At 42.9% G+C, this 21,494-nt stretch carries 14 protein-coding genes and 10 pseudogenes; 12 read left to right on the top strand and 12 right to left on the bottom strand.

Features of this window, described 5'->3' with window-relative positions:
• Positions 1-17: 17 nt before the first annotated feature.
• On the top strand, positions 18-416 hold the full coding sequence (locus AC51G0_RS29950) for a hypothetical protein (protein ID WP_496304376.1): 399 nt from the start codon (positions 18-20) through the stop codon (positions 414-416).
• A gap of 407 nt (positions 417-823) precedes the next feature.
• Here AC51G0_RS29950 and AC51G0_RS29945 read toward each other — a convergent pair.
• Positions 824-1,285 (bottom strand): annotated as a pseudogene (locus AC51G0_RS29945) (IS6 family transposase).
• Positions 1,286-1,326: 41 nt separating this feature from the next.
• Here AC51G0_RS29945 and AC51G0_RS29940 point away from each other — a divergent pair.
• The 3 genes and pseudogenes from AC51G0_RS29940 (at position 1,327) to AC51G0_RS29930 (ending at position 4,499) form a co-directional block, all read left to right on the top strand.
• A complete protein-coding gene (locus AC51G0_RS29940; RefSeq protein WP_496304375.1) occupies positions 1,327-3,141 on the top strand; it encodes a GGDEF domain-containing protein in 1,815 nt (604 codons plus the stop codon).
• A gap of 328 nt (positions 3,142-3,469) precedes the next feature.
• Positions 3,470-3,758, top strand: a pseudogene (locus AC51G0_RS29935) (ISNCY family transposase); the annotation flags it as partial.
• Between the two features lie 37 nt (positions 3,759-3,795).
• Positions 3,796-4,499 (top strand): annotated as a pseudogene (locus AC51G0_RS29930) (IS6 family transposase).
• A 56-nt stretch (positions 4,500-4,555) separates the two neighbouring features.
• Here the strand turns inward: AC51G0_RS29930 and AC51G0_RS29925 are convergent.
• The 5 genes and pseudogenes from AC51G0_RS29925 to AC51G0_RS29905 form a co-directional block, all read right to left on the bottom strand.
• Positions 4,556-4,723, bottom strand: a pseudogene (locus AC51G0_RS29925) (pirin family protein); the annotation flags it as partial.
• A gap of 86 nt (positions 4,724-4,809) precedes the next feature.
• A pseudogene (locus AC51G0_RS29920) lies at positions 4,810-5,708 on the bottom strand (IS5 family transposase).
• Positions 5,709-5,782: 74 nt separating this feature from the next.
• Positions 5,783-6,490 (bottom strand): annotated as a pseudogene (locus AC51G0_RS29915) (IS6 family transposase).
• Positions 6,491-6,528: 38 nt separating this feature from the next.
• Positions 6,529-6,789, bottom strand: coding sequence for a nitrate/nitrite transporter NrtS (gene nrtS / locus AC51G0_RS29910; RefSeq protein ID WP_496304449.1), 261 nt, complete (start codon positions 6,787-6,789; stop codon positions 6,529-6,531).
• Between the two features lie 514 nt (positions 6,790-7,303).
• Positions 7,304-7,681, bottom strand: coding sequence for a hypothetical protein (locus AC51G0_RS29905; protein WP_496304374.1), 378 nt, complete (start codon positions 7,679-7,681; stop codon positions 7,304-7,306).
• Between the two features lie 1,575 nt (positions 7,682-9,256).
• Between AC51G0_RS29905 and AC51G0_RS29900 the strand changes: the two genes are divergently transcribed.
• The 5 genes from AC51G0_RS29900 (at position 9,257) to gnd (ending at position 14,527) form a co-directional block, all read left to right on the top strand.
• Positions 9,257-9,814 carry a carboxymuconolactone decarboxylase family protein gene (locus AC51G0_RS29900; RefSeq protein ID WP_496304373.1) on the top strand — a complete coding sequence of 186 codons (558 nt, stop codon included), beginning with the start codon at positions 9,257-9,259 and terminating at the stop codon, positions 9,812-9,814.
• Positions 9,815-9,892: 78 nt separating this feature from the next.
• Positions 9,893-10,144 carry a hypothetical protein gene (locus AC51G0_RS29895; protein ID WP_496304372.1) on the top strand — a complete coding sequence of 84 codons (252 nt, stop codon included), beginning with the start codon at positions 9,893-9,895 and terminating at the stop codon, positions 10,142-10,144.
• A gap of 687 nt (positions 10,145-10,831) precedes the next feature.
• Positions 10,832-12,349: a glucose-6-phosphate dehydrogenase gene (gene zwf / locus AC51G0_RS29890; protein ID WP_496304371.1), complete on the top strand. Its 1,518-nt coding sequence runs from the start codon at positions 10,832-10,834 to the stop codon at positions 12,347-12,349.
• 5 nt (positions 12,350-12,354) lie between these two features.
• Positions 12,355-13,068, top strand: coding sequence for a 6-phosphogluconolactonase (gene pgl, locus AC51G0_RS29885; protein ID WP_496304370.1), 714 nt, complete (start codon positions 12,355-12,357; stop codon positions 13,066-13,068).
• A 10-nt stretch (positions 13,069-13,078) separates the two neighbouring features.
• Positions 13,079-14,527, top strand: coding sequence for a decarboxylating NADP(+)-dependent phosphogluconate dehydrogenase (gene gnd / locus AC51G0_RS29880; RefSeq protein WP_496304448.1), 1,449 nt, complete (start codon positions 13,079-13,081; stop codon positions 14,525-14,527).
• Between the two features lie 198 nt (positions 14,528-14,725).
• Here gnd and AC51G0_RS29875 read toward each other — a convergent pair.
• Positions 14,726-15,176: pseudogene (locus AC51G0_RS29875) on the bottom strand (transposase); the annotation flags it as partial.
• Between the two features lie 111 nt (positions 15,177-15,287).
• Between AC51G0_RS29875 and tnpA (AC51G0_RS29870) the strand changes: the two are divergent.
• Positions 15,288-15,581, top strand: coding sequence for an IS66 family insertion sequence element accessory protein TnpA (gene tnpA / locus AC51G0_RS29870; RefSeq protein WP_496304369.1), 294 nt, complete (start codon positions 15,288-15,290; stop codon positions 15,579-15,581).
• Positions 15,578-15,802, top strand: coding sequence for an IS66 family insertion sequence element accessory protein TnpB (gene tnpB, locus AC51G0_RS29865; RefSeq protein ID WP_496304368.1), 225 nt, complete (start codon positions 15,578-15,580; stop codon positions 15,800-15,802). The genes tnpA (AC51G0_RS29870) and tnpB (AC51G0_RS29865) overlap by 4 nt, the downstream gene beginning before the upstream one ends.
• Positions 15,803-15,806: 4 nt before the next feature.
• Here tnpB (AC51G0_RS29865) and tnpC read toward each other — a convergent pair.
• The 3 genes and pseudogenes from tnpC to tnpA (AC51G0_RS29850) all read right to left on the bottom strand — a co-directional run bounded on the left by tnpC (position 15,807) and on the right by tnpA (AC51G0_RS29850) (position 18,039).
• Positions 15,807-17,328, bottom strand: a pseudogene (gene tnpC / locus AC51G0_RS29860) (IS66 family transposase).
• A gap of 74 nt (positions 17,329-17,402) precedes the next feature.
• The gene (tnpB, locus tag AC51G0_RS29855; protein ID WP_496304367.1) at positions 17,403-17,750 is read right to left on the bottom strand and encodes an IS66 family insertion sequence element accessory protein TnpB; all 348 of its coding nucleotides are present in this window, start codon (positions 17,748-17,750) and stop codon (positions 17,403-17,405) included.
• 100 nt (positions 17,751-17,850) lie between these two features.
• Positions 17,851-18,039, bottom strand: a complete 189-nt coding sequence (gene tnpA, locus AC51G0_RS29850) for an IS66 family insertion sequence element accessory protein TnpA (RefSeq protein ID WP_496304366.1) — start codon at positions 18,037-18,039, stop codon at positions 17,851-17,853.
• A gap of 451 nt (positions 18,040-18,490) precedes the next feature.
• Between tnpA (AC51G0_RS29850) and ltrA the strand changes: the two are divergent.
• Positions 18,491-19,963, top strand: a pseudogene (gene ltrA / locus AC51G0_RS29845) (group II intron reverse transcriptase/maturase).
• Positions 19,964-20,037: 74 nt separating this feature from the next.
• Here ltrA and AC51G0_RS29840 read toward each other — a convergent pair.
• Together AC51G0_RS29840 and AC51G0_RS29835 are read right to left on the bottom strand one after the other, a co-directional pair.
• A pseudogene (locus AC51G0_RS29840) lies at positions 20,038-20,154 on the bottom strand (IS6 family transposase); the annotation flags it as partial.
• Between the two features lie 86 nt (positions 20,155-20,240).
• Complete coding sequence (locus AC51G0_RS29835; RefSeq protein WP_496304365.1) at positions 20,241-21,464, bottom strand: HDOD domain-containing protein; 1,224 nt, start codon at positions 21,462-21,464, stop codon at positions 20,241-20,243.
• Positions 21,465-21,494: the final 30 nt, after the last annotated feature.

The raw sequence follows: 21,494 nt of genomic DNA, 5'->3' as shown, positions 1-21,494 counted from the left end.
TTATTTTTGAGGTCAATATGGGAAAAACGTTAATTTTTTCATTTGTTCTCATTGTTTCATATTGTGCATCAGCAGCCAAAAAAAATTATGATTATGATGACCAGATGTTTGCTTTTGGACAAGAAGTTGGAAGGTATGAAATTATAATCGATCTTTGTTCTGGTGAACAATTAACCACACTGGAAGATAATGTAAGTAGATTTTACAAATATGTTACAGAGCATTATGATAATAATCATAAAGATATTTTTTATAAAGGTCGCGATGACTATAAAAAGAAATTCATGTTTAATTATGATTATTTAAAAGTAAAAAAAAATATATCATCTGAATCTTGTAAAAAGTCCATAAAGAATTTTACTGAATATTCCAGTTTTATTTCAGATATGGCTGTACAGTTGATGGTCGATATATGATTACAGCTGTATCTGGGCTTGTTGCTAAAAATCAAAACAAAGAAGAACTGAACTATATATGTAAAATTAAAATTCATCAAACACAATATCGTATGTTCATGATAGCCAATTGAAAGCTAAAAATTTATTTGCAAAATATATGAACTATCCCTATTTGCACGTTATTTTTAAGTGATGCTGGTATAGATCTAAGTTGCAGTCATATATTCGGCATCTAAGTGAAACTTGTGCCCTGATGTAAATCCGTACTCTTCTGCCTCATCAACCCCATGGCCTCTAACGGCCGTGTTGCAAAACAGGTTTTAGAAGAGCAGGTATGACCTATCTTTCATCATCTAAAATTAACTCGTGCAAACTTGTTGAAATGCTTACAATTAGGTTGATGTTAAGCTACTCAACGTTACGTATTAGGCAGCCATCTTTTGATTGTTGAAATCAAATTCATTTCCCGTACTCAGAATGGACCAGATGATCCTGGCATTCTTGTTGGGCTTGTTGCAAGGTCGCAGTAGGAATGGCAGGTAACTGCCATTCCTACCGCGACCGGAGAAATAGAAGTCCAGTGTCTCGCCTTGTTTGTTGATAGCCCGGTACAGATAATGCCATTTTCCTTTCACCTTGACGTAGGTTTCATCGAGCTGCCACGAAGAGTCTGTTCAGATGAATTGATGACGACGTAACTTCTTACGTAATGCTGAGGCATATTCAATGAACCAACGATAAATGGTCGAGCGGTTAATCGAAATCCCTCGCTCTGCCAGCATGTCGCTGAGGTTGGCGTAGCTCATTGGAGTCGAACCATACCAGCGTAGGCACCAAAGAATGATTTCAGGGGCAAAGTGTTTCCATTTGAATGCGAGATTGGTCATTGAGTCACTGGATCAGAAGAGACAGAGTTGAATTCTGAGTCTTGGCTGATTTTTTTTTGCAACAAACCCGGAACAGGGAGTTGGGGCCGATTTGTGATAGTTCACATTGGAGAGGCAAAGCATTTCCTGATCGCTGTAAACTCGTCTATGCTGTTTTTTATATACATTTTTGGGATCATTTTAACAGTATGCGGATTCTGGTTTTTTTCATTATTCTGTTAATTATGTGCATGAATTCGGTTCTGGCTTCTCCGTTGCAAATCCGTGGAGAACAGTCTGTTTCGGCTGATGAAACCGCAATATGGCATGATATGCCTTTGTTCACCCAACCCGTCGATTTTCCCACCTTAAAACAACATATTGCATCAGCTCCAAGGATTGAAACGACATTCGGCGGTGAAGGGGCGTTTGGGCTGCGCCTAGAGTTAGTCAATTCCAACATTAAGCCGTCGCATCAAATGGTGACACTCAGCGCTAATTATTTAGATCAAGGCTGGGGATACTGGCAATCAGCAGATGGCCGGGTTAAACGACTACTCGATTTTGGTCAACTAGACGGTAAGAGTATTCGGCAGCTACATAAGCAAAGCTTCCCGTTAACACTGGACACCGGGGAAGTTGGAACGCTTTGGCTCTATATAGAAGCAAAGAAATTTCCGACCGCAATCAATGTCACCCTTCAGCCTGAACATCAATTCTATGTCCATCTTTTTCGGGACAATACGCTCACTTTGGGCTCCATTACCGTCATGCTGACATTAGGGATGATAGCCCTCTTTGGTTATATTCGTACTAAACATCCAGTCACGCAGGCTTGTGCAGGGTATGTTGGGTTACACGGTCTGGGCTGGTTTGCCGCCTCGGGTGCTTGGGGCTACCTGTTGCCAATTGGTGGCTTGAACCCAGTCTATTTTGGTATGGTGTTGTTTCCGTTTGCGATTGCGTCTGCAAGCTATTACACCCGATTACTGTTTAATTTTCCACAGCGTTATTTACGTCTTAATCAATGCTTTCACGCCTTCAGCTGGGTGTGTGTAATTATCGGTTTCATCACTTTCTTTATCCCGTTCTCGTTCACCTTTGTTTTGTCGCATCTGATTGCAACGGTTTGGGTGCCGACAATGATCGTGACGGGTATTATGATGGTGCTCCAACGAGACTTTGTTGCTAAATATTATCTAGTCGGTAGTCTTTGTTATGGCGCTGCGTTGGTGTATTACATTCTGACGCATTTTAAGCCGTTGCCTTTTATGATCTCGACGGAAGCATTAGTCGTTTTCGCACTGGCAATTGATTGTTTTTGTATTTTGCTTTCACTGACAGAATGGCTGAGAATCCAACAGCGCCAGCACCAGAAAACCTATACCCAGTCTAGGGTGGATAGTTTGACTGGGCTAGGCAACCGACTGGGGTTTAATGATGCCATTAAGCAATTAGCACATCATCCTTATTGTCTAGTGTTTATTGACTGCGATGGACTTAAAGCGATTAATGATACTCAGGGCCATGATGAGGGCGATCGATTTCTAAAATACACCGGCCGTATTATGCAAGACCAGCTTGCAGAACTTGGACAGATCTATCGCACTGGTGGGGACGAATTTATCTGGCTACTGAGAATAGATAAACCGCAGCATGTTGATGCTCGTTACACGCAAATTAAGCAAAAGGTGGCTCAGCTTGAAGCCCAAATAAGAAGTGCTAGCTGGCCTCTTGCTGGCCTTAGTTTTGGTGCCGCATCCAGTTTTGAATGCATCAATTTCTCTGATTGTTTGAGCTTAGCCGATCAGAGAATGTATAGGCAGAAGCGCGCGAAGCAAGGATCAAAAAAAGAGGAGGGCGAAATGGAATATTAGTGCGTCCCATAATAGGATATTGAGGTATTTTCTGGCTTGGCTTGGCTTGGCTTGGCTTGGCTTGGCTTGGCTTCAAGCCTCTTCAACTCGAAAACAATAATCATCCTGCTTTGCCACACTGTTCTGTGGTTTAAAGGGGGGGCAACTAATCAGAGAATGCAACACCCCCCGATTGACGAGACTTACGTTAAGGTCAAGACTTTGTTAAAGCGCTCAGATAATGCTCAATGATTCTATTAACAGTAAGTTCAGTTATCATAGTCAGCCTTTCATTCCAGTTAGCTGTTTAACGTATGCCTTACAAACTGTAAGAGAATCTGCCGAATAGTTGGACGATATCTTTACCCGTCAACGTAGTCGCGTACTGACTCGAGCTCTAACGATACAGTATGACAAAGTCACTTACCTGATTGCTGATTGAGCCCACCGACACCGCAGAACGACTGATAGGTAAACCGGTCATGGTTTACGATTATCCCGACGGCACAGTGAGCATTAAGCACTGTGGCCAACCACTGACTTACTCAGTGTTCGATAAACTCCGCCGCGTCAACCAAGCCGCTACCGTCGACAATAAACGACTCGGTGCGGCTCTGTTGCAAAGTTTGAGAATTCAGGCACGTTAGACATAAAAACCTAAATGGAATTAGTCGCATGTCGGATTTCAAAGGCCGTCATTTCACTGCTGACATCATTCTTTGGCTGTGCGCTGGTACTGCAAATACGGTATCTGCTATCGAGAGTTAGCCGAAATGTTGTTAGAGCGAGGTGTTACCGTCAACCACACTACCTTATATCGATGGGTTCAGCGTTATGCGCCAGAAATAGAAATACGGTTACGCTGGTGCTGGAAACCCGGATGGAGCACCAGTTGGCAGGTTGACGAGACCTCTGTGCGAGTAGGTGGTACCTGGATGTACTTATATCGAGCTATTACCAAAGAAGGTCATACTGTCGATTTTTATCTTTCTCGCACTCGAAATCAAAAGGCGGTGAAGTGCTTTCTGGGTAAGGCCTTACGCAGTATCAAGTCTCATGACCACCCGAAAACAGTCAACATCGATAAAGACAAATCGTATACACCGGCACTAGCGGCATTAAAGAAAATTAAGGTGTGCGCCGAAGTTACCGTTCAACGACAGGTCAAATATCTGAACAACCGGATAGAGTTCGATCATGGAAAGTTGAAGCGGCTTATCAAGCCTGTTTGAGGGTTTCAATCCCTGAAAACAGCGTTTGCCACAATCAGAGGATTCGAAGTAATGCGAATGTTTAGAAAAGGGCAATTTGATATCTGGTTATATGGTCGTGGCCCTCTGGCCGAAGTGCGTCTAATCGAAGGGGCTTTCACCTTTTAGGTCGCAAAACTACTGAGACATCGGGCTTTCATTAAACTTTGCAACGGACTTATTTACATATCACGGTGTGGGTGACGCCCGAATCCACCATGTGGTTTAACGTCATCATCATTTAATACACGTAGAACACCAAAGTTCATACGTGTTGGGTCGTAGTAATGAGCAAATGAGCAAATGAGCAAATGAGCAAATGAGCAATGAAAATGAGTATTTGCATGGTGCATGTGGCTACTTGGTAAATAATGTAATTCAGATGGGCTTTATTGATCAATTCAAATTCTGAACAGACGACTCCCGTTTTTACGTGTTGTTAATTTGCTCGCCGTGTTTCAGGCATACCTAGCCTTGTGAGCTTATTTACCGCTCTAACACCAACCTGCGTAAGATTCTGCTACTTGTGCATCATAATCTCTCATCGACAACGAGGGGTTTATCAGTTTCTTATAACGAGACATACCGGTCTCGGATATTGAGCGAAAATGACAGCCAGAAGTGGATTTCCAATGTTGATTACAGCCATGAATTCGTTGGTTCGCGACCGCATGATTTCTTGGGTGTCCATCTTCTCAATATGCTGCACCAGTTCTCGGTGGTATCAGTGTCTTGGCTTTTTTACTCATGATTGCTTGATAACACCGACACCCGATATAGCCTTAATTTTTCGGTGAGTTTGCTTAAGTAACTCTGGCAGTACTTCACCATCAGCGACATTAGAAAGGGACAATTCGGCCGCGACAATTTAATGGGTATCGGCATCAACGGCAATATGCAATTTTCTCCAGACCCGTCGTTTGTCCTTACCGAGTTTTTTCATGTGCCATTCACCTTCGCTGAATACTTTGAGGCCCGTTGAATCAATGGCTAGGTGACGAATTTTGCCTCTGACAGGCATTTTGATACTGATATCGACAGTCTTGGCCCTTTTACTAATACTGCTGTAATCAGGACACTCATTAAGGTGAAAACCGAGTCCATGAAACCTTGCAGAGAACGAAGCGATAAGCTGAAGATACTCTTCACCATAATCGCGGTCGTTATTGCCGTATCAGAATACTGGAAACCTCGGCCTCGACGTCCGTGGTGAACTGAACAGCTCCAGGCTTCAATAGCCTTTTCATCGATCCAAAAGGTGAGTGAACCTCGGTTGATAAGTGCTTGGTTATATTCTTTCCCGTTGTTCGTTCGGTAAGTTGCTTTGCTCTTCTTCATTTATTACGTCCAGTACAAAGTGTACCAGATCAGATCGCGATAGTAGAAGATAGTTCAGTATGATTTAGTCAAAATTAGACTGCTAGCGCGTAAAACTGCTCCCAAACAGATAAGCCTTCAGGGTTGTCGAACTGTCTATTTTTAATCATCGACCACAGCTCCACGCCAGCGAGTGTGGCTTTTGCCCCTTCATCTGATTTCCATCCCAGGCACTGATGCATCTTACCTTTCACTCTGCGGTGGCTTTGCTCTACAATATTGTTCAGATACTTAATTTGACGGGCTTCAATAAAGTTAAGTATCTTCCCCATCAACCAGAGAGTGACGTTGATATTGTGCAGTGCTAACGCATTCGCACCACTCTTATCAATCACGACTTTCTCTGGCAAGCCGTTATGACCTATAGCCTTGTTAGAGAAGGCGCGAACGGCTTTCTCGTCACGGTGGTCACACAGTAAAAGATCAATGACTCAACCGTATTTATCAACGGCCCGGTAGTAATATTTCCACTAGCCTTTGACGTTAACGTATGTCTCGTCCATCCGCCACGAGGAAGCCACAGGCTTCTTTCTTCTGCGAGCTCGTTGCTCTAGCAATGGCGCATATTTAAGTACCCGCCGTTTCAAAGTTGAGTGGTCAACAATGATGCCACGCTCTGCCAATATCTCTTCAACTTCACGATAGCTAAGTTCATAAGAAACGTAATAGCGAACAACTTGAAGGATGATGTCGGAAGGAAAGTGGCGACCAGAAAAGTTAATAGTTCTTTTACAGACACCCATAAAAACGTTTCAGTAATGGTAACTAAGTCTGAAGAATGTTACTTTTCAAAGAGATTTATCATTTTTTGGATATTATTTTTACGGGCCTGTAGAGTGGAAAATACACTGGCTTGGGTAGAAACACAAAATGGTATGCAATAAGTTAATGCAATTTTAAGTAAACGTGTGGTGTCAAGGTGGCCATTAACCAGAGCATCACCATGGTTAATTAACATTAAAATGGTTCCGACGAAAATGGCAACTTTTATTGAACGCTTTAGTATTACAGGTTCACATGCTGTTTTTAAAAAAACCCGGATTGAATAATTCAATATGCACCCCTATCTAATTATTTGTTATTAGTTAATTAAAATACTTAAGGTTGAAGATATGCTATCTTGATCAAATATTGTTGTAACCTTATCGTTAACTGTAAGACTAAAACCATAACTACTATGCCAAGCCCAGAAGCAGAAAAGATATTTGCTGGTGAGGTACCAACAATAAATAGTACTATTTATGTTGACCCTTGGTATACAACTTTGTCTATGATTGTCAATTGGTATGTTTATACATGACGTTTTAGGGCTGTAACGCTAACCGGATTGGTAGGTTGTGATCTACATCAACATTAATTACCTCCAACATCATAACCATTACATTCATCGGCAACACAGACTTCCAGTGTGAGTCGATTTCAATTCTATCCATATATGATGAACGATAATTTTTACACAGTTTACAATACACTATTGTGTTCGATTCTTTAATCAGTATATAATTTTAATCCAATTTTTTTAGTTTGATGACACCATCTTAGTTACATATTTACTTCTACAAATACATTTCTAGTGTTTTATAATATTGTTGTTTCAATTTAATTAATGTATTTTGCAGGGCGGGATTAACACCATCGAAATCAAACTTTAACTCATTAACAAGCATCATGTTCTTTTTTATAATATCATTACGAGTTTCAGACACCTTTGCATCAACAAGATATTTTCTTAAAACAACAAGTTCTTTTTCAATTATAAAAACAGTAGAGAAAAGAGCTTCTTCTACTACGTTTATAGGTTTTATAGCGTTATTACTAATCATGTGATAAGCAATGCCGATACATGATTCACATATATATTGGTCAGTAAAGCAGTGTACTTTAACATCAATTCTACCGCATAATATACAAGGTTCATCAAATACCTTAGTCATTAATAACCACCTCTGAATAAATATCAGCTCATTACACACTGACATGTGTCACATTGTAAATTGTAAATGATATTACACTACCCAAACAATATGGTGAAACGTTTTATATTTTTTCAGTAAAATTCCCATCTGGGATAACTTACTACTCATTTATACGAATTAGCACAACAGTAATGGCACTGATGACTAATTCATTATCAAAGTATGACATGAAATTAATTAAGTCAATATACAGTTTGAAGGAAAAAACACTAGTACAGAGGCAAAGGGGTTATCGCATAATTCAACGTAAGCGAGTATTCCTACCCACCTAGCGATTGAGAGTGCTTGAAGGTAAAAGGCAGCAGATCACCGACATCACAGCCTTCACCACGTTGAGGTAATTCTGTCAGGACGTGACGCAGATAGGCGTAGTCGAACTATTTCTCTGCCTCTCCTCACCAAACCGCACGTGCACCTTTCAGCGCATGCGGCTCTCCACTTAACCGTGGCCAACGGCCATCGCAATATCAGTGTAACTAGACATCGAAGTCCATATTGCTAATTTATGTTGCATTTCGCTGATTATCAGAGGTCTTCACCTCATTAAGGTCAGGTAATCTGCTCACATAAATCGGTTGAGCTGCGCCCCTTCGCCATGTAATGGGTTTTCCTCATCTCAGACTACTACAAGCGCTCCGCCAACCTGTTTGTCATTGGGGTCATACAGCAATTATACCGCCTGTTAATTCGTGTAGGCAGTGGCGACGATTCAGCCCATAGATACGAGAATCGGTTCATGTTCTTTATCCGTCCAATACTTAGTCTTGAAAAGCATCTTGGCTTAACAAATTCGCCTCACTTTCCGTTGTCAGCGGTTTACATAACCTTACCAGCATACGGTAAGTCACTGCCGCTCAGACTCATATGCCTACACAACCAGACATAGCCACAAACACAAATTAGATCCTGCTACCGCGCTTGTGCATTTTAGATAGACTCGTGGTTCATTTAAGCTTCCATGCTAGCCCTGAACTCCGGGCACACTATAAGTATCATCCATCCGCCACGAAGACGTGACAGGCATTTTTCTTTGACATGCCCGGTGCTCCAGTAACGGGACGTACTTGATGACCCACCGATTAAAGGTTGAGTGATCAACATGGATACCTCGTTCAACCATAATCTCTTCGATTTCACGATAACTCCGCCCATATGCAAGGTGGTGACTAGTAGTCAGGAAAATGTCAGGCTGAAACACTACTCAACCCGCGGCCTGTTTAAAGAAAGGTTGCATTGAAATTGGACTCAGTTTCCTAACCAGGAACTCTGAAGTTCGCGTAACGTATTGAAGTCAAATCATACCCATAAAGGTACCAAAGAATGATTTCGTGAAAGTATACTTGCACACTTGAAATGCACCAGTTCATTAATATTTAAAGCAAATAAATTATATTCAAAATATGTGTTGACTTATTGGCACAAATAAAACTAAGCTTGTTTGTACCGATTGGTTCATACTTTTTTGATGTACCCACTGTAAACAATAACTGAGTATTTACTAATCGGGCCCTTTTAGTTCAATGGAGAACACACATGAGCACTTTCGAAACACACTCAATTGAGTCAGCACCAGAAGCATCGAAACCATTACTAGATGTTGCAAAAAATACATACGGCTTTGTACCAAATCTACTAGCAACTATGGCAGAGTCTCCTGCGTTACTAAGTGGCTACATGCAACTTGCTACAATTTTGGACAAAGGCAGCCTTACTGAAACTGAGCGTCAGATCATCCTTATGACTAACAACCGATTGAATGGCTGTAAGTATTGCATGGCTGCTCACACAACTATTTCAAAAATGGCAAGCGTTGACGCTGAAATTATTGAATCATTGCGCAACAACACACCTATTAAAGATGCGAAGTTAGAAGCACTACGCACTTTTGCTGTAGTCATTAACGACTCACGAGGTTGGCCAACTGAGCCTCAATTAGCAGCTTTCTTCGGTGCGGGTTATACAAAAGAAGCTGTATTAGAAGTTGTTTTGGCGACCAGTCTAAAAGTTATGTCTAACTACACCAACCATATTGCTGAAACCAGCTTGGATGCTGCTTTCATACAAAACGCATGGTCTGAACCACAGGCATAATTGCGCCTACGGCCTTGTGCTGTCGCAAACTGGAGTGATAGGTTATGATCATCATCAACATTCACCGCGTCCAAGATTATGACCATCAAATTCACAGGCCGTCACTTTCCTTCGAAGATCATACTGCAGCCCGTTCGTTATTATCTTTCCTGCAAGCAGTGCTACCGTAAAATTGATGAAATATTGGCAGAGCGTGGCATCACTATTGACCACTCAACATTGAACCAATGGGTACTCGATGTACCATTGATGGAGCTTCGAGTACTTAGGAGAAAAATGTCAGAGGTTTTATCTTTTATGCAGTTTTGGCAGAAGTTCTGGAGATTATAAAGGACTAACAAATCCTGCATGGGCTATTTGTCAATTTATCGCTTAATTCAGAGGAACATATCGTTGTATTACAAACCATTAATATTAAGTATGTGTATCAGCACATACAGGGATTTTTATTTGATATAGGTTGGGCTAGCATTGACTGAGGTGCTTCGAAATAAAGAGCCAATGTATACCGAGAAGCTACAATTACTACAAGACACAACACTAAGTATTGGTCATATTCAGAAGGTGAGTTATTGGTATTTTATGCTGCTGGGTACACTCAAAGATAGCCTTTAGAGATCATCCTTAGTTTATTGCAGAAAGTTGTCAACAACTATACCAACCAAAATACTAAAACACCAGTTGGCAGTGTGTTAAAAAAATTGCCTGGTAATCAGTTAGTAAATGACTACTTAATATGTAACCTCTCAGACAACACGCAAGCCCAATGAATCTAAGAACTATAAATTTGGGGGAGTGAGGAGCGTCCACTACTTCATACCCTATAATAAGATTATTTGTCACTTAAACCTTTTTTAATAGCAATTGTTTAGTTAGTTTTATTCAAATATTATCTAATAACTCTGACTAAAACATACTATTGACCGATAAAACCATTGCGCGAGCGTATAAGCATATGTACTTACTAGTTCATATTTATTCTGTCCAGAGAATTCCATGTAACGGCAAGAGGCAAGTATGGTTCAATTAAATATCCCTAATCTTATAGAAAATAATACCATCGTGATTTTTGGTGCTTCAGGAGACCTAACGCATCGAAAACTAATTCCCGCGTTTTATCACTTATATGCAAACAAATTGTTACCCGAGGATTTTGCAATATTGGGGGTGAGTCGTACGGTATTCGGTGTTCAGGAATTCAGAGATAAACTCAAGAACTCACTGACTGAAAATGAAAAAGTAAATGATGCTACATTAGATAAATTCATTGCTCACCTTTATTATCAATCGTTAGATACGTCTAATAAGGAGGAATACTGTATCTTGAAAGAACGGTTGGACGCTCTTAAAGAAACACACAATACTGGTGGAAACACCGTTTATTACCTTTCCACGCCTCCGAGTCTGTATGGGGTGATTCCGGAATGTCTGGCGGCACATGGGTTAAATGAAGAGCATGATGGCTGGAAAAACCTGATCGTTGAAAAACCATTTGGTTACGACCTACAGTCAGCAATTGACTTGGATTCAAAAATTCACACTTGTTTCCAAGAGCATCAGATTTATCGTATAGACCATTATCTTGGAAAAGAAACAGTACAAAACCTTTTGGTACTGCGCTTCTCAAATGCGATTTTTGAACCACTTTGGAACCACAACTATATCGATCATGTAGAGATCACCAACTCGGAGTTTCTGGGCGTTGAAGATCGTGGCGGATACTACGACGGTTCAGGTGCGGTGCGCGATATGTTCCAAAACCACCTACTTCAGGTTCTGGCAATGGTTGCCATGGAGCCACCGTCAGTTATTAATGCAGACTCAATGCGCGATGAAACAGTTAAGGTAATGCAGCGCTTCCGTCCACTTTCAGAAAACGATCTAAAAAAGAACCTAGTGCTAGGCCAGTACACCTCCTCAATGGTTCGGGGTGAACAGCTACCAGGGTATCGGGAAGAAAAAGGGGTTGCCGACAACTCTCGCACGGAAACTTATGTCGGCCTGAAAATGTTTATTGATAACTGGCGCTGGAATGGTGTGCCATTTTATGTCCGTACCGGTAAACGCCTGCCAACACGTGTAACTGAAGTTGTTATTCACTTTAAGAAGACGCCACACCCGGTGTTCGGTGCCAATGCGCCGGAAAACAAGCTTATTATTCGTATTCAGCCAGATGAAGGCATCCTGGTTAGCTTTGGCCTGAAAAAGCCAGGAGCAGGTTTTGATGCACAGGAAGTATCAATGGACTTCCATTACCAAGATCTGGAAGAGACCAACCTGCTAACAGCCTATGAGCGTTTGCTGCTAGATTGTATAAAATCAGACGCAACGCTGTTTGCCCGTACAGATGCCGTAAAAACGTGCTGGGAATTTGTCCAGCCAATTCTGAGTTACAAAGATAACTGTGAGCATTTATATGGGTATGCTGCAGGTACATGGGGGCCCAAAGAAGCCGATGAGCTTCTAAGAAGTGACGCACGTAACTGGCGATTCCCATGTAAGAACTTAACAAATACGGATTATTGTGAGCTTTAGTTAATATGGAATACCAACTATTTGAAACACCAGAAAGCGTGGCAGAGTCGCTGGCACAAAATATGCTTGAAATAAGTAAACGGGCAAGGACGATACATATCTCCTTGTCTGGTGGCAGTACACCTAAGCAACTTTTTAAAAAGCTGGCTCAGCCGCTTTACAGTAAGAGAATTAAATGGCAAAACCTTCACTTCTGGTGGGGTGATGAGCGCTGCGTTGCACCAGAAGACCCGGAAAGTAACTACGGGGAAGCCAACCAAATCCTGTTTAAGAATATTGACTTGCCGCAGGCAAATATTCACAGGATCCGCGGTGAAGAAGAGCCTGAATCAGAAGCTCTTCGTTATGCTGAAGAGATGAAATCAGTTATCCCCAATAAATACGGTATGCCAGTGTTTGACTGGATAATTCTCGGGATAGGAACAGATGGTCACACCGCTTCTTTGTTCCCAAATCAAACAAATTTTGGTGATTCCGCGCTATCTGTAGTAGCAAAGCATCCAAAAAGTGGTCAGTTACGCATATCAAAAACGGCCAGGCTATTGGCAAATGCTAACAGAATTACCTATCTTGTTCTGGGTGAAAGCAAAGCGGAAGTTCTAAAAAAAATTCAACAGACGTCGGCAGAGGAATTGCCTTATCCGGCGGCACACATTAAGTCCACCAACGGTCAAACCGAGTGGTATATAGATTCACAGGCAGCCAATCTGCTTCCTTAAGGAGAAAATGATGAAAGGTGATATCGGTGTAATCGGTTTGGCAGTGATGGGTCAAAACCTGATTTTGAATATGAATGACCATGGCTTTAAAGTGGTGGCATTTAACCGCACGGTTACAAAAGTAGAAGAGTTTTTAGAAGGTCCTGCGAAGGGTACCGACATTATTGGTGCGACTTCAATAGAAGATTTAGTCGCGAAACTTGAATCACCGCGTAAAGTGATGCTGATGGTACGCGCTGGTGAAGTAGTTGATTATTTTATTAGTGCATTGGTTCCGCTTCTGGATGAAGGTGACATCATTATCGATGGTGGTAACTCAAATTATCCTGACACAAACCGTCGCGTCGCTGCACTGCAAGAGAAGAGTATTCACTATATTGGTACAGGTGTTTCTGGTGGTGAAGAAGGTGCACGTTTTGGTCCGTCAATCATGCCAGGCGGTTCGCCGGAAGCCTGGCCTCACGTTAAACCGATCTTCCAGGCGATCTCAGCCAAGACAAATGCCGGTGAAGCGTGCTGTGATTGGGTGGGAAAAGACGGTGCCGGACACTTTGTGAAAATGGTTCACAACGGTATCGAATATGGTGATATGCAGCTGATCAGCGAAGCGTATCACTTTATGAAGGAAGGCCTAGAGCTGTCTCATAATACAATGCAGGCTATCTTCGATGAATGGAAATTAACAGAGCTAGATAGCTACCTGATTGACATTACAACGGATATTCTGGGTTACAAAGATGAAGATGGTGAGCCACTGGTAGAGAAAATTTTAGATATCGCAGGCCAGAAAGGTACAGGTAAATGGACAGGCATCAACGCTCTAGATCTGGGTATTCCTCTGACACTGATCACTGAATCTGTATTTGCTCGTTGCCTGTCCTCTCTGAAAGAGCAGCGCATCGAAGCTGAAAAAGAGTTTGACCATACCATTACAAAAGTAGATGGAGACAAGAAAGAGTGGGTTGAAGCGGTACGTCAGGCACTGCTAGCTTCAAAAATTATCTCTTATGCTCAAGGCTTTATGCTGATCCGTGAAGCCTCTGAAAAGAACGGTTGGGCATTGAACTATGGTAATGTAGCGCTAATATGGCGTGGTGGTTGTATAATTCGCAGTGCGTTCTTAGGGAATATCCGTGACGCCTATGACAATAATCCGGATATCCAGTTTCTGGGATCAGATCCATACTTCAAAGATATCCTCATTAACGCAATACCAGCATGGCGTAAAGTGGCCGCAAAAGCGATAGAAATCGGGCTGCCAATGCCAACCATGCTTTCTGCGCTGACCTTCCTGGATGGGTATACCACATCTCGCCTGCCAGCAAATCTGCTTCAGGCTCAACGAGACTACTTTGGTGCTCACACCTATGAGCGAATTGATCAGCCTCAAGGTCAGTTCTTTCACACCAACTGGACTGGTACTGGTGGTGATATAGCTTCTACAACCTATGATGTGTAGAAAATGTAATTTAGCTGTATCAATTGTTTAGCGTTATGATTTCAAGTATGAAACGCTGGTATTCTCAGAAAACCACCTGCGTTTCATACTTGAACGGTAGTCCGCCTATGGCGGAAACTAAGTTGCTGATAGCTCATCACTGGATCTGATGCAAATATTCAGAAAAGGCAGGTCTACCCTTCGATGGACTTAATGATTACGGGTAAAGAACCTGGTTTTGTCTCTCTTCAAGTCACGGAAGGTTTCTTCAATCTGCATGCGTTTGGTATATAGCCGTACAATACAACGTGGCGAGAAGATTTTAGTTGGAGTGTTTGTTGCCAAGATCCAGGGCTCACTTGCTGACTTTTTATGGACAGTTTGCGCACTAAAATACTCACGTCCCTTGAGACGCTCTTGTTGCTTTTTGGATGTATTCTTTTTATAAAGGTGTAAGAGGCAAGAGAAAGGCTTCCGTTTGGCTAATTATGTATAAGTCGATGTATTAATGTTTAGAAGTTGCCTTATTAAACAATGACTTAATGTGAGCTCATTATTTTCTATCTAAGAAATTAACATTTCCTCGAACCCGTCCAATATAGTACCACCCCATAGCTTCAATCTGTCGAAACCAGGTATTGCGAAAACCGGCATCGATAACAAAAGAGGGTTGCGTCGTAAAGTTATGTTGAAGTACAAAGTAAGCGCCCATTTCACCACGCATTCTTTTTAAAAGAAAAGATTGGTATTGATAAAGCTTCTTTATAAGTGGGGCTTTATCATGATACGCGAAGACAAGTGGAACTTATGGAGTCAACGTTTGCAACAGCAAGCCGAGAGCGGCCAGACAGTAACAACCTGGTGTGAGGAAAATCAGATTGCTCAATCGCAGTTTTATTACTGGCAGAAGAGAATTACTAATCCGCTGCAAGACGCCGATAATGTCATCATTCCTATTTTGATGTCGTCATCTTCAGTTGCTGTTGTCATCGAGACGCCCAGTGGTTACCGGATCTCCGCCAATGACACTACAGTTATGGGGTTGCTGCCAGACATCATCAAGGCTTTACCATGATCCCGGCACCTGCTGGCAATGTCTATCTGGCAACGGGGGTGACCGATATGAGAAAGTCCATCAATACACTTGGTCTGTTGGTTGAAGAGGTCTTGGAGCTTAATCCGGTCAGCCCTCACTGGTTTGTGTTCTGCAACCGCAGCCGTGACAAACTCAAAATCTTGCAGTGGGATACCAACGGGTTTTGGCTTCATTACCGTAAGCGCGTAGTTAGCCAGTGAGGCCTTATTCGGCCTCACCTAGGTCAACATTCCACGGCAGTAGGTCTGACAGGTCAGCACCAGGTACTCTCATTGGCAGTTCCCGGAACAGGTGCAAGAAGTAGTAGTAAGGATTGATATCATTGGCTCTGCATGTCATCACGATGCTATATAAGTTCGCACTCGCCTCGGCGCCAGCAACTAATTTTGAGAACAACCAGTTTTGCCGACCGGTAGTGAACGGCCTGATATCTCGTTCTGTGGCATTGTTGTCGATACTAATATTGCCATCTTCAAGATAAGTGTTCAGTTTGTCCCACTGGTTAAGCGTGTAGTTGATGGCTTTGCCTATTGGACTTTTGGGAAGCACTTTTTCTTGGCTTTCTTTCAGCCAAGTATGGAACTCAGTCAGTATTGGTTTAGCCTTTTCTTGTCTACGCTGATGACACTTATCAGCACTCAGTGCTTTAACCTGGCTTTCTACACCATACATTTGCTGATATAGCCCAGCGCTTTTTCGACGCGACCTGACTTCGCTTTTGGTTGTGACTTTTGGGCATCAGTGAACTTACGCCGAGCATGGGCCATGCAGCCAGCCAAGGTGACTTGCTTCAGTCCTTCGTATGCTTTATAGCCATCACATAACAAGTAGCCGGAGTATTCACCAAGGAAGTCTTTTGGACAAGACGGTGCCCGGCTCGGTTGGTAATCATAGATAACCACTGGACTCGGGGCGAACTCGCTACTGCGATAGACCCACATATACGACTTGCTCGTCGCTACCCGTTCGGGCTCATCAAGTACTTATACGGTGGCTTCGTCGGCGCAGATAAGCGATGCAGTCATTAAGTGCTGCTTCATTGCATCGACCAGCACATTGACCTTGACTCCGAGCTGCACGCACCAGTTGGCAAGCGTACTTCGACTGATATCGATATCGACCTGACGGTAGAGTGGCAGAGCATCCACATATTTGGCGGTTGCCACTGCGACCAGGGTTTCCGGGCTGGCGATACTTCTCGGTATCATACCGGCAGGTTTAGGTGCCGTGATTATCTGGCTTTGTAGGGCTGTTTTCTCACAGGTTCGGCAGGCATATTTTGTCCGCTAATGGCGGATCACACTGACTTTCTGGGGGATTATTTTCAGCTCTTCCGACGTCTCGCTGCCACACTCATGCATAACCCCGCCGCAGCAATCACAGTGCGGAGCATTCAGGGTATGAACACGCGTTTCTCGCTCAAGTGTATCTGGTAGCGGTTTCCTGTCCTTTTTATGGTGTTGGGGATCAGGCTTGCTTTGCTGCTCCGCTTCATTGAAGGTGCCTCTTGGCTGCTCTCACTCTGAGGGGCAAAGCGTTTAGACTTGCTGAGATTCAGCTGCGAGAGAAGGTGCTGAACTTTATCTTTTAGTTCAACATTTTCCTCTCGAAGGATTTGGTAATCTTGCTGCAGTGAGTGTGCTTGAGTTTGAAGCGCTTGTTTCTCTTGCTGAAGCTGTAGCAACATCGCTTTCAGTTGTTCTACATCATCAGGAAGTTCAGTCATTTTACGTCACACTTATTTCAGTTGGTGACGATAGAATGCCAGCTTAAAAAGATCACTCAACAGCAATGAGACGATCACCTCACTTGTTTGCCGATTATCGGTTGGTGTGCTTTGGGATTTTCAATGGTCAAGCCTGATAACAACCAGTTGAGTTGCTGCCTTGTGAGTTGAATATAGCCGGCGTAATTCGGTTTAGGCCATTTGAATCGGCCCTTTTCCAAGCGTCGATAGTAGAGCCAAAACCCGTTGGTGTCCCAGAATAAAATTTTGAGTTTGTCACGCCCGCGATTACAGAAGATAAACCAAGCTTCACTAAGCGGATCCATCTCCAATACATCTGCAACTATAATTGAGAGGCCGTCGATGGACTTGCGAATATCTGTAACGCCAGAGACGAAATTAATAGCACCGCTGGGGATCATAGCAATACCTGCAACCAGGTTTTAATTTGTGCTTGAATGAGGTTCGCAGGCAGTTCCGCCTTAATACCATTAGGGAGATGCAAAGCGACGGTATCAGTATTTATATCATCATTACGATGCTATGCACATACTGCGCTTCATCGCTTTGCTCTGTCAGTTTCTTTAGCCAGTAATGAAAGGTCGGATAACTAAGGTCGTTCGCCTTGCAAAAAGCAGGAATAGAAAGTCCGTTTATTGCTTGTTTTTCAATGAGGTTTGCCCAATATTGCCGTTTTTTAGATTGATTCATAGTTCCTCCTTTGTTGTAGAGAAAACTATGAATGAGATCTAGTGATAGGGGAATGTGGGTTTAATTCGACGCTTAGTACGCTAGGCAAAGCTGGCGTTGTGAATATGGGGTGAAAGTCCCCTCTTGGTAAGGGTTAGCCACCCGCCGAGTCCTCGAGCTATGCGCTTAGTCGGGTAACTGCCTAAGTGAAGTGTTAGTAGAGGCACCTGTAGGCTAGGTATTGAGCCACGTAATTAATAAATCGGAGGTGGTGATGCTGTTAAGCGAAGCAGAAACCAATAACAGTCGAGGCGGAATGGCAAGCCAAGAACGTACCTCCCGGGGTCGGAGACCCTATGCATGCAGGGAAATTCACCGTCGGAACCTAGGAGATCATAGACCGTCCTGAGCTGAGCATTCAGGAACATACCGCCAAAGCAATGCGTCAAGGCCGTATGGCACGTATAGGAAGTTGGACAGAGGAATAGTACTATTGAAACAAGTGAACAAAGCAATTAAACAAGCTGCGGAATTTGTGGAGGGAAGGCCTCTGACCAAGGGAAACAGCCAACAGCGTCCCCACGTCCAGACTCAGAGCTGGAATTACGTGACGTCTGGCCTGCTGGCTGTGCGAAATGTTGCAAAGAAGGATAAGAAACGACAGTTTACCAACTTGCTTAAGCACATCGATGAGCAATTGCTAAATGAAAGTTTTTTCAAATTGAAACGACGATTAGCAGCAGGGTGCGATGGTGTGACATGGGACAGGTTGAGACTAAATCTGGCCGGGAACATTCGAGAATTACACGATAAAATCCATACTGGCAGGTATAAACCAAAACCGGCTAGGCAGATCTTTATCCTGAAAGAAGACGGTAGCCAGTGTCCGCTGAGTATCATTTGCCTAAGAGATAAGGTCGTACAGCAGGCAATGGTTACAGTGTTGAATCAAATATATGAAGAGGACTTTCTTGGATTCTCTTATGGGTTCAGACCCGGGAGGGAGCAACATAACGCACTTGATGCATTGAATGTAGCGATAACCAAGAGGAAAGTAAACTAGGTGCTGGATCTGTACATCAGTAAGTTCTTCGATACCGTAGAGCACGACTGGCTCATCCGTTTTCTCCAGCACCGAATCGGCGATAAACGAGTTGTTAGACTAATCAATCAGTGGCTAAAAGTAGGTATCTTGGATAAGCATGGTCATCGAGTCGATGCCAAACTCGGTACTCCGCAAGGAGCGGTGATCTCTCCGCTTCTGGCGAATATCTACCTACACTACGTTTTTGATCTTTGGCTAAACAGGGAAAGGACTCGTTCAGCTCAAGGTGAAGTGGTTATTGTCCGCTATGCAGATGATGCTGTACTGGGTTTTCAGAAACATAAGGATGCTCAAGCATGCCTGTGTGGTTTGAAAGCCAGACTAAAACCCTTTGGCTTGCAGATCCATCCTGATAAAACCAAATTGATCCGCTTTGGGCGTTTCGCGTTGTTACAATTTAAGGAACAGAAAGCAAGGGGAAAACCTGCCACTTTCGATTTTCTCGGTTTTACTCACTACTGTGGCCTTAAGTATAAGGGCGACAAAGGTGAGGTGGTAATCAAACGGAAAACGAAGCGTAAACGATTGACAAATCAGTTGAAAAAGATACGTCATGAACTTAAGCGGAGACTACATGATAAATCGTATGAAACAGGTCAATGGCTTAGGCGCGTTGTGCTGGGGTACATAAATTATTATGGCGTTCCATATAACAGCAAGTCACTCAGTCTTTTCATAGAAGAAGTGAGAAAAGCATGGTTAAAAGCGCTTAGGCGTAGAAGCCAGCGAAGCCAAATAACCTGGTCGCGTTTTGAGAGACTATCAAAATACTGGATACCGTCACCGAGGATCGTCCACCCTTATCCGGAAAAGCGCTTTTACGCTATGCACCCAAGGTAGGAGCCGGATGCGTTAGTAGCGCACGTCCGGATCTGCGCGGGGGGGGGGCAGGTAACTGCCATTCCTACCGCGACCCGTTCAACCATGATTTCTTCAATTTCACGATAACTTAGTTTATACGCAATGTAGTAGCGAACGGACAGGAGAATGATCTCTGAAGGGAAGTGTCGGGCTGAAAAATGGATAGTCATGTGATTACAATGAGTGAAAAGCTGCCGAGATCATAACTCATAGAGTGACTTTGCGACAAAGCCCTCCAGTTTGCGACACAACCTATTTAACTAGGGAAAACAAACTTACCAGGATTTTGTTTCCGAACATCAGCAACAATTTTCCCGTCAAGTTGCATATTTGCCAGCCAAAAGGGCGTATGTTTAGGTTCAAACCCTTTACTACGTTCCATCATATCATAAATGGTAAATGCTCTGGCCTGCCCTAAAGCCGCACCATGTACACCTCGATCTAGCACTGGTACATCGTCAATATCTTCCAGCAAGGCATTTCTCAAATGAAGGTTACGAGGCCCCCAGTCAATATAATCAACAATTCGACGAGTAAGTTTCTTTTCCCAATTGTGAATAATATCAGGTAAAAAACCCATTTTCGGAGTGATATCCATGCAAGAAAAATAATCATCGCGCAATTCACGTTGGCGAAAATCCTGAGTAACAATCTCCTTAGCTTCCTCAAAGCAGTTTGAAAAATGATTGCAAACAACAAATAACGCGATGCCACGTAGAACGCCCAGAAACACCCCTTCATCCGGTTCTTTGTAATCAGAGGCCTTTAGACGAAGTCGTGTTACATTGGCCATCATAATCGCATGTTGCCATACTTTGGGAGTTATTAACTTGGTACTGCTATCCGCCCATTTTAGTAAGGGTTTTATCATCAATACCGGAAATAACATACGACAATTCTCAATGCCAATAAAACCAATGGCAGTTTTAGCGTCTGAAATATTCCTTTTCCCTTTTCCCATTTGCTCACAGAACTTTTGATTATTTACTAAATCTAGAATGTCTTTCGATAATGAATGATACATAATCGTCATAGCCCCTAGTTTCTGGAAGTTCAATGTAGGGGAATAGGCAAATGAAGTAAAGTGTGCGAAGCCATCATGAATCCCAGACAGGCGTTCAATAGGTTTCTTTTCAAAGCGCTCTTCCATCACTTGCCTGGCGGTATTAGTTATCAGATCTACATTTTTCTTATACTGTTGTTGCTTGACTAAACTTTCAACGCGTTTATCCAACACACGCTTGCGCTCGCACTCAAGCAATAAGCGTTGGTTACCTGTTACCCGTTCCTTCTCATTGAGAATTATAGTATCGCAGAATTCTGTCTGGCGGCTAAAGGCATGGTCAACAGTGCTTTGATCAACAAGAAATCGCAAGCTCACCAGCCATTTAGCATAACGAGATTCAACTTGCTTACTCACCTTCGAGGCCGTTTTCAATGCTTCTGTTGTGTAACGTTTATCTGAGAAAATAGATCCCACGAAGCTAAACCTTCACTCTATATGAAACTA

This window comes from Photobacterium sp. HL06 (assembly GCF_059552575.1).
The sequence above is the reverse complement of the archived record's forward strand: the minus strand, read 5'-3'. Positions and strand labels throughout refer to the sequence as shown.

Coding starts and splice junctions, on each gene's coding strand:
- AC51G0_RS29950 (WP_496304376.1), top strand. CDS start 18: ATGGGAAAAACGTTAATTTTTTCATTTGTTCTCATTGTTTCATATTGT.
- tnpB (WP_496304368.1), top strand. CDS start 15,578: ATGATCCCGGCACCTGCTGGCAATGTCTATCTGGCAACGGGGGTGACC.
- gnd (WP_496304448.1), top strand. CDS start 13,079: ATGAAAGGTGATATCGGTGTAATCGGTTTGGCAGTGATGGGTCAAAAC.
- zwf (WP_496304371.1), top strand. CDS start 10,832: ATGGTTCAATTAAATATCCCTAATCTTATAGAAAATAATACCATCGTG.
- pgl (WP_496304370.1), top strand. CDS start 12,355: ATGGAATACCAACTATTTGAAACACCAGAAAGCGTGGCAGAGTCGCTG.
- AC51G0_RS29905 (WP_496304374.1), bottom strand. CDS start 7,681: ATGACTAAGGTATTTGATGAACCTTGTATATTATGCGGTAGAATTGAT.
- tnpA (WP_496304369.1), top strand. CDS start 15,288: ATGATACGCGAAGACAAGTGGAACTTATGGAGTCAACGTTTGCAACAG.
- AC51G0_RS29900 (WP_496304373.1), top strand. CDS start 9,257: ATGAGCACTTTCGAAACACACTCAATTGAGTCAGCACCAGAAGCATCG.
- tnpA (WP_496304366.1), bottom strand. CDS start 18,039: ATGAATCAATCTAAAAAACGGCAATATTGGGCAAACCTCATTGAAAAA.
- AC51G0_RS29895 (WP_496304372.1), top strand. CDS start 9,893: ATGACCATCAAATTCACAGGCCGTCACTTTCCTTCGAAGATCATACTG.
- tnpB (WP_496304367.1), bottom strand. CDS start 17,750: ATGATCCCCAGCGGTGCTATTAATTTCGTCTCTGGCGTTACAGATATT.